Genomic DNA, 7,979 nt, shown 5'->3' with positions numbered 1-7,979 from the left:
CGCCCTGCTGGCGGTCGGCTGGCGGAACCGCCTGCGCCGCCAGGCCGACGTCGACCCGCTGCCTGAGATCCCCGCGGAACTGGGCGCGGCGCTGGCCGTCGCCGACGGCCAGTACGTCGCCTCCACCACCGCCGGTGACTGGCTGGACCGGATCGCGGTCCACAACCTGGGGCTCCGCACCAACGCCGAACTCAGCGTCCACCCGGAAGGTGTGCTCTTCGACCGCGCCGGCGCCGGCCCGGTCTTCATCCCCGTGGCCCGGCTTACCGGGGTGCGGCAGGAAAGCGGCATGGCCGGAAAGTTCGTCGAAAAGGACGGGCTGCTGGTGCTCAGCTGGATGCTCGGCACCCGCGAACTGGACTCCGGTTTCCGCACCCGGCACGCCGGCGACAAAACCCTCCTCCTCAACGCCCTGCAAGATTTGATCCCCGCGGCCCCTCAGGCCAATGCCGATAGTGGAAAGTAACGACGTGACGGACTCCAACGAAGTTTCAGCAACAGCAGTTTCAGCAACAGCAGCAGCATCCACCCGGGCGGCCCTCGTGCTCGAGGACGGCCGGATCTTCCGCGGCACCAGCTACGGCGCCACCGGAACGGCGCTCGGCGAGGCCGTGTTCGCGACCGGCATGACCGGCTACCAGGAAACCATCACCGACCCCTCCTACGCCCGCCAGCTCGTGGTCCAGACCGCCCCGCACATCGGCAACACCGGTGTGAACAAGGACGACGCCGAGTCCCGGCGGATCTGGGTGGCCGGCTACATCGTCCGCGACGCCGCCCGCCGCCCTTCCAACTGGCGCTCCGAGCGCAGCCTCGACGACGAACTGGTCGAACAGGGCATCGTCGGCATCCAGGGCGTGGACACCCGCGCCATCACCCGGCACCTGCGCGAGCACAAGACCATGCGCGCCGGCATCTTCTCCGGTGACGCCGCCCGCGCCACGGACAAGGAACTGGTGGACACCGTCCTGGCCAGCGCCCCGATGGAAGGCTCACGGCTGGCCGAAGAAGTCAGCGTCGAGACGGCCTACACGGTGGAACCCAAGGACTGGGGCTGGGAGGGCGAACCGCGCTTCAGCATCGCCGCGATCGACCTCGGCATCAAGCGGATGACCCCCATCCGCTTCGCCGAGCGCGGCGTCCGGGTGCACGTGCTGCCCGCCACCGCCACCCTGGCCGATGTCCAGGCGGTCAACCCCGACGGCTTCTTTATGTCCAACGGCCCGGGGGACCCCGCGACCGCCGACAACCAGGTCAAACTCCTCCGCTCGGTCCTGGACGAGAAGATCCCCTACTTCGGCATCTGCTTCGGCAACCAGATCCTGGGCCGCGCCCTGGGCTTCGGCACCTACAAGCTGCGCTACGGCCACCGCGGCATCAACCAGCCCGTGATGGACCGCCGCACCGGCAAGGTCGAAATCACCTCGCAGAACCACGGCTTCGCCGTCGACGCCCCGCTTGACGGCGCCACGCAGGCCCCCGAGGAGCGGTTCGGCCGCGTCGAGGTCAGCCACGTGAGCCTCAACGACGACGTCGTCGAGGGCCTCTCGTGCCTGGACATCCCGGCCTTCTCGGTGCAGTACCACCCTGAGGCCGCCGCCGGACCGCACGATGCCGCCTACCTCTTCGACCGCTTCATCCAGCTGATGGCGGACACTGCCAGCGACACCAAGACTGCCACCGATTCCAAGACTGCCAGCGACACCAAGACTGCCACCGATTCCAAGACTGCCAGCGACACCAAGACTGCCACCGATTCCAAGACTGAGGACAAGAAGTAATGCCCAAGAGAACTGACCTTAAGAGCGTCCTGGTCATCGGTTCCGGCCCGATCGTGATCGGCCAGGCCGCCGAATTCGACTACTCCGGCACCCAGGCACTGCGCGTCCTCAAGGAGGAAGGCCTCCGCGTCATCCTCGTCAACTCCAACCCGGCCACCATCATGACCGACCCGGAGTTCGCCGACGCGACCTACATCGAGCCGATCACCCCCGAGGTGGTCGAGAAGATCATCGCCAAGGAACGCCCGGACGCGCTCCTGCCCACCCTGGGCGGGCAGACCGCCCTGAACACCGCCATCGCGCTGGACAAGAACGGCGTACTGGAGAAGTACAACGTGGAGCTGATCGGCGCCAACATCGCCGCGATCGAGCTCGGCGAGGACCGCGAAAAGTTCAAGGGCGTGGTGGAACGCTGCGGCGCCGAATCGGCCCGCAGCCACATCATCCACACCATCGACGAGGCCCTCACCGCCGCCGAGGACCTCGGCTACCCGATGGTGGTCCGGCCCTCCTTCACCATGGGCGGCCTCGGCTCCGGGCTCGCCTACGACGAGAACGACCTCCGCCGCATCGTCGGCCAGGGGCTGCAGTACAGCCCCACGTCCGAGGTGCTGCTCGAAGAGAGCATCCTGGGCTGGAAGGAATACGAGCTCGAGATGATGCGCGACAAGAACGACAACGTCGTGGTCGTCTGCTCCATCGAGAACTTCGACCCGGTCGGCGTGCACACCGGCGACTCCATCACCGTCGCCCCGGCGCTGACCCTGACCGACCGCGAATACCAGCGCCTGCGCGACATCTCCATCGCCGTCATCCGCGAAGTCGGCGTCGACACCGGCGGCTGCAACATCCAGTTCGCCGTCGAACCCGACACCGGCCGCGTCGTCGTGATCGAGATGAACCCGCGCGTCTCCCGCTCCTCCGCGCTGGCCTCCAAGGCCACCGGCTTCGCGATCGCCAAGATCGCCACCAAGCTCTCGCTGGGCTACACCCTGGACGAGATCCCGAACGACATCACGCAGAGGACGCCGGCCTCCTTTGAGCCGACCCTGGACTACGTCGTCGTGAAGGTCCCGCGCTTCGCCTTCGAGAAGTTCCCGGCGGCGGACCCCACACTGACCACCACCATGAAGTCGGTGGGCGAGGCCATGGCCATGGGCCGCAACTTCACCGAGGCACTGCAGAAGGCGCTGCGGTCCCTGGAGCAGAAGGGCTCCCAGCTGGACTTCAGCCACGTTCCGGAATGGGAAGTCCCGGAGCTGATCGAGAAGTCCAAGCGGCCCACGACGGACCGCCTGCACCAGGTCCAGCGTGCCCTGCTCGGCGGCGCCACCGTCGAACAGCTCTTCGAAGCGACGAAGATCGACCCCTGGTACCTGGACCAGCTCCAGCTGCTGAATGAGATCTCGGTCGAAATCCGCCAGGCCGCCGCCCTGACCCCGGAGATGCTGAAGCGCGCGAAGCGCCACGGCTTCTCCGACGAGCAGATCGGCGCCCTGACGCACAACTCCGAGGACGTCGTCCGCGGCGTCCGGCAGGCCCTGGGCATCCGCCCGGTCTACAAGACGGTGGACACCTGCGCCGCCGAATTCGCCGCGTACACGCCTTACCACTACTCCTCCTACGACGAGGAGGATGAGGTCGCGCTGCACGCCAAGCCCTCCATCATCATCCTCGGTTCCGGCCCCAACCGGATCGGCCAGGGCATCGAGTTCGACTACTCCTGCGTCCACGCCTCGATGGCGCTGCGCAAGGCCGGCTACGAGACCGTGATGGTCAACTGCAACCCCGAGACCGTCTCCACCGACTACGACGTCTCCACCCGCCTGTACTTCGAGCCGCTCACGCTCGAGGACGTGCTCGAGGTCATCGCGGCCGAAGAGCGCACCGGCGGCGTGATGGGCGTCTTCGTCCAGCTGGGCGGCCAGACCCCGCTCAAGCTCGCCCAGCAGCTCGCCGACGCCGGCGTGCCGATCCTTGGCACCTCCCCGGAAGCGATCGACCTCGCCGAGCACCGCGGCGCCTTCTCCCAGGTGCTCGACAAGGCCGGCCTGATCTCGCCGAAGAACGGCACCGCCGTGTCCTTCGACGACGCCAAGAAGATCGCCGACGAAATCGGCTACCCGGTCCTGGTCCGCCCCTCCTACGTCCTCGGCGGCCGCGGCATGGAGATCGTGTACGACGAGCCCAACCTCTCGCGCTACATCGCCAACGCCACCGAGATCACCACCGAGCACCCGGTGCTGATCGACCGGTTCCTCGAGGACGCCGTCGAAATCGACGTCGACGCGCTCTACGACGGCACCGAGATGTACCTCGGCGGCATCATGGAGCACATCGAGGAGGCCGGCATCCACTCCGGCGACTCGGCCTGCGTACTGCCGCCCATTACCCTGGGCAACAACGTGCTGGAGCGGGTCCGCACCGCCACGCTGGCGATCGCCGAGGGCGTGGGGGTCCGCGGCCTGATCAACATCCAGTTCGCCCTGGCCTCCGACGTGCTCTACGTCCTGGAAGCCAACCCGCGGGCCTCCCGCACCGTGCCGTTCGTCTCCAAGGCGACCGGTGTGCAGATGGCGAAGGCGGCGGCCCTGATCGGCACCGGCGTCACCATCAACCAGCTCCGCACGGCCTACAAGATGCTGCCGGAAACCGGGGACGGCTCCACGCTGCCGCTGGACGCCCCGGTCTCGGTCAAGGAAGCCGTGCTGCCATTCAGCCGTTTCCGCACCCCGGAAGGCAAGGTGGTGGATTCGCTGCTCGGGCCGGAAATGCGCTCCACCGGCGAGGTCATGGGCATCGACAAGCACTTCGACACCGCCTTCGCCAAGAGCCAGGCCGCCGCCAACAACGCGCTGCCCACCGAAGGCAAGATCTTCGTCTCCGTGGCCAACCGGGACAAGCGCTCGGTCATCATGGGCGTGAAGCGGCTCTCCGACCTCGGCTTCGAGATCGTCTCCACCGGCGGCACCGCCGATGTGCTGCGCCGCAACGGCATCCAGGCCACCCCGGTCCGGAAGGTCGCCGAGGGCTCCAGCGCCGAGGGCGAGGGCACCATCGCGGACCTCATCATCGCCGGCGAGATCGACATGGTCTTCAACACACCCTCCGGCGGCGAAGCCCGCAGCGACGGCTACGAACTGCGCGCCGCCGCGACGTCGATCGGCATCCCCTGCATCACGACCGTGGCGGAATTCAACGCCGCCGTGCAGGCGATCGAGGCGCTGCGCACCTACGAGTGGTCGGTGACGAGCCTGCAGGAGCACGCCGCGGCACTGGTGGCATCGCAAAAAGCAGCCTCGCAGGAACGCGTCGCGCAGGAAGCGAACTCGCATGCCTGAGACGGTTGCCGCTGCCGGCCGGGAGTCCTTCGGCTCCCGGCTGGGCCGGGCCATGGCGGACCGCGGTCCGTTGTGTGTCGGGATCGATCCGCACCCGGCACTGCTGCAGGGCTGGGGACTGAACGACGACGTCGCCGGGCTGGAGCGTTTCTCGCTGACCGTCCTGGAGGCGGTGGGGTCCCTCGCTGCCGCGCTCAAGCCCCAGGTGGCGCTGTATGAGCGGCACGGCTCGGCAGGCATGGCCGTCCTGGAACGCACCCTCGCCGCGGCGGCGGAGGCCTCGGTCCTGACCATTGCCGACGCCAAGCGTGGGGACATTGGTTCCACCATGGCCGCCTACGCCGACGCCTGGCTGCGGGACGGTTCCGCCCTGGCCGCCGACTCGGTGACGCTGAGCCCGTACCTGGGCTTCGAATCGCTCCGCCCGGCACTGGACCTCGCGGCGGAAACCGGCCGCGGCGTCTTCGTCCTGGCGCTGACCTCCAACCCCGAGGGCGCCTCCGTCCAGCACGTCGGCGGCGCGGACTCCGTAGCCCGCCGGATCGTGCAGGCGGCAGCGGCGGAGAACCGGCGGTACGCGGGGGAGCTGGGGTCCACCGGCCTCGTGGTCGGCGCGACCGTCGGCTCCGCACTGACGGACCTTGACCTGGACCTCGCCGCGGTGCGCGGCCCGATCCTCGCCCCGGGCCTCGGTGCGCAGGGCGCGACGGCAGCTGACCTGCGCCGGACCTTTGGCAGCGCCTACGGCCAGGTGCTGGGGACGTCCAGCCGGGACATTCTCGGCGCCGGACCGCGGATCCAGGCCCTGCAGGACGCTGCCCGGCGCACCCTCGAGGAACTGCGCGCAGCCTAGGCGCATTACCCGCGGAGGTAGGTGGGCCCGGCACCGCGGACGGCATCCAGTTGACGTAAAGGGCCGCTCCTGGGCGCGCGGTTTCTTGGGGTCGTTGCAACACCTGTTGGTTCGGTGGTTAGCAGTAAATCACGCAGACGCTCGGCTGGGGTATACCAGCCGAGCGTCTGCGTGGGCGGCCGTTGAGCTCCTGTGCGACGTGTTCGAGGTCTTCGGGTCCGTAAGCGGACAGGTCGGTGCTTTTGGGGAAGTATTGGCGCAGCAGCCCGTTCGACGCTCCTATGTTTGTCAACCGTGTTCGGGCGCCGAGGACTTGGCCGTGGACTCCATAACGCGGTAGAGGTGTCGGGCGAGGGTGCGCTTGAGGCAGCGGCGGATATCGCGGTGTGTCTTGCCTTGAAGGGTGCGCCGAGCTTCGTAGGCCCGGGTTTCGGCGTGGCACCGGATGCGGGTGATCGCAACTGTATGCAGGGCCCGGTTGAGAGCCCGGTCTCCGCCGCGGTTGAGACGGTGCCTGGTGCGTTGGCCGCTGCTGGCTTCCAGCGGTGCGACTCCCGCCAGCGAGGCGAATGCCGCTTCGCTTCTGACCCGTCCGGGGTGGGACCAGCTGATGAGCAGCTGGGCTGCGACGACCGGTCCCACGCCGGGTTCGGCGAGCAGCGCCGCTCCCGCCGGGTGTTGCTGGATGAGACGGGCCAGCTCGGGATCGATGTCCGCGAGCTGGCCGGTCAGGAACCGTATGCGCGCGGTGATCGACTGCAATGTCAGCACCGTGATCCGGTGTTCGACCGTGGCAGCCGCGGCGGTGACCGTGCTTTCGATCAATGCCAGCTGGGTGGCCAGAGGGCGGCCGCGCAGGGGCGCCCGCAGCTGTTCGGGTGCGACCACGATGAGGCTCTTGAGTTCGTTGATGGCCTTTGTGCGGCTGACAAGCACTGCCTGGCGGGTCGCTGACAGGGCCCTGATCGCTTCACGCAGCCCGCGGACGCGGGGACTGGACTGGTGCTCCCGGGCCAGCGCGGTCCGGGCGGCCCGGACCGCGTCGAGCCGGTCGTTCTTGGCGCCGCGGGCGCGCTTGAGGGCGCCGACTTCGACGACATCCTCGCCCGCCAGGGCCAGTTCCCCGGCGAATCCGGCGGCGAAACTTCCTGTTCCCTCCAACGCCCAGACCCGGCGGCCCGGGGCGTGTTTTCGTGCCCAGTCGAGCATGCGTGCGTATCCCGGACCGTCGGCCGTCGCCTCGATATGGGCGCGGATGCTGCCGATGGCTGTATCCAGCACTGCCAGGTCGATGGTGTCCCGGTCCGGATCACCGCCGATCACGTAGTCATAGTCCTCTGCCAGTGTCGTCATTGCCTTGGTCCTTTCATCAAGCTGGCGGATACGGTCCACGCCGAGCCCGGAAAGCAGAACATTCACCGGCGGCAACACTGTGACGGGTCACGCCTTGAGGCGGACAAGCTCCTAATCAAGCCAGAACCGGTGGCGGGTCAGGCCAGCGCCGGCAGTTTCAGGGGACACGTCAAACGGAAGGCACGCGCACTCGCGGCCAGTATTCTCGGGAGTCACTCTTCGCTGCCGACACCCACCCTTCCGGATCAGCCCTTCCCGGGCTACCTCCATACTCACAGTGTTCTCGTTCGAACCGCGCTGCCAGGGGCTGGCTGGGTCGCAGAAGTAGACCTGCATGTCGGTGGCCAGGGTGATGGACTTGTGGGCGGCCATTTCGGCCCCCTGGTCCCAGGTGAGGGAGCCTCTAAGGTGGGCCGGCAGGGTCGACTCGCGTACTTCCTGTAGGTTCGAGGTTTTCCCGTTAAAGACGACACGGTCGTTGCAACTCCCAAAAATTCGGGGTGTTGCAATGACCGCTAGAACCCAAGACGCGCCATAGCGGCCATTCCTGGCAAATGGGCGGGACCAGCCCGGCGGGTTCAAGCGATCGTTGCAACACCTCCGAATTATCGGGAGTTGCAACGCGAATGGAATCACCATCAAGAAGTAGTT

At 67.7% G+C, this 7,979-nt stretch carries 5 protein-coding genes and 2 pseudogenes; 4 read left to right on the top strand and 3 right to left on the bottom strand.

Features of this window, described 5'->3' with window-relative positions; all coding sequences use genetic code 11:
* The 4 genes from BJQ90_RS16845 to pyrF form a co-directional block, all read left to right on the top strand.
* Positions 1-466 (top strand): hypothetical protein (locus tag BJQ90_RS16845; RefSeq protein ID WP_226761366.1); only part of this gene is annotated, 466 nt, incomplete at its 5' end.
* Entirely contained in the window at positions 447-1,781 is a 1,335-nt protein-coding gene (gene carA, locus BJQ90_RS16840; protein WP_226761365.1) for a glutamine-hydrolyzing carbamoyl-phosphate synthase small subunit, read from the top strand. The genes BJQ90_RS16845 and carA, both read left to right, overlap by 20 nt.
* The gene (gene carB / locus BJQ90_RS16835) at positions 1,781-5,122 is read left to right on the top strand and encodes a carbamoyl-phosphate synthase large subunit (RefSeq protein WP_226761364.1); all 3,342 of its coding nucleotides are present in this window, start codon (positions 1,781-1,783) and stop codon (positions 5,120-5,122) included. Before carA ends, carB begins: the two co-directional genes overlap by 1 nt.
* On the top strand, positions 5,115-5,975 hold the full coding sequence (pyrF, locus tag BJQ90_RS16830) for an orotidine-5'-phosphate decarboxylase (RefSeq protein WP_226761363.1): 861 nt from the start codon (positions 5,115-5,117) through the stop codon (positions 5,973-5,975). Before carB ends, pyrF begins: the two co-directional genes overlap by 8 nt.
* 116 nt (positions 5,976-6,091) lie before the next feature.
* On the opposite strand, the pseudogene BJQ90_RS16825 reads toward pyrF, so the two are convergent.
* The 3 genes and pseudogenes from BJQ90_RS16825 to BJQ90_RS16815 form a co-directional block, all read right to left on the bottom strand.
* A pseudogene (locus BJQ90_RS16825) lies at positions 6,092-6,249 on the bottom strand (IS30 family transposase); the annotation flags it as partial.
* A gap of 14 nt (positions 6,250-6,263) precedes the next feature.
* Positions 6,264-7,328, bottom strand: coding sequence for an IS110 family transposase (locus BJQ90_RS16820; protein ID WP_226761362.1), 1,065 nt, complete (start codon positions 7,326-7,328; stop codon positions 6,264-6,266).
* Positions 7,329-7,604: 276 nt separating this feature from the next.
* A pseudogene (locus tag BJQ90_RS16815) lies at positions 7,605-7,748 on the bottom strand (transposase); the annotation flags it as partial.
* Positions 7,749-7,979 lie beyond the last annotated feature (231 nt).

This window comes from Arthrobacter sp. SO3, from assembly GCF_020532825.1.
Lineage (GTDB): Bacteria > Actinomycetota > Actinomycetes > Actinomycetales > Micrococcaceae > Arthrobacter.
Note: the sequence above shows the minus strand (reverse complement) of the source record. Positions and strands in the feature narration are given on the sequence as shown.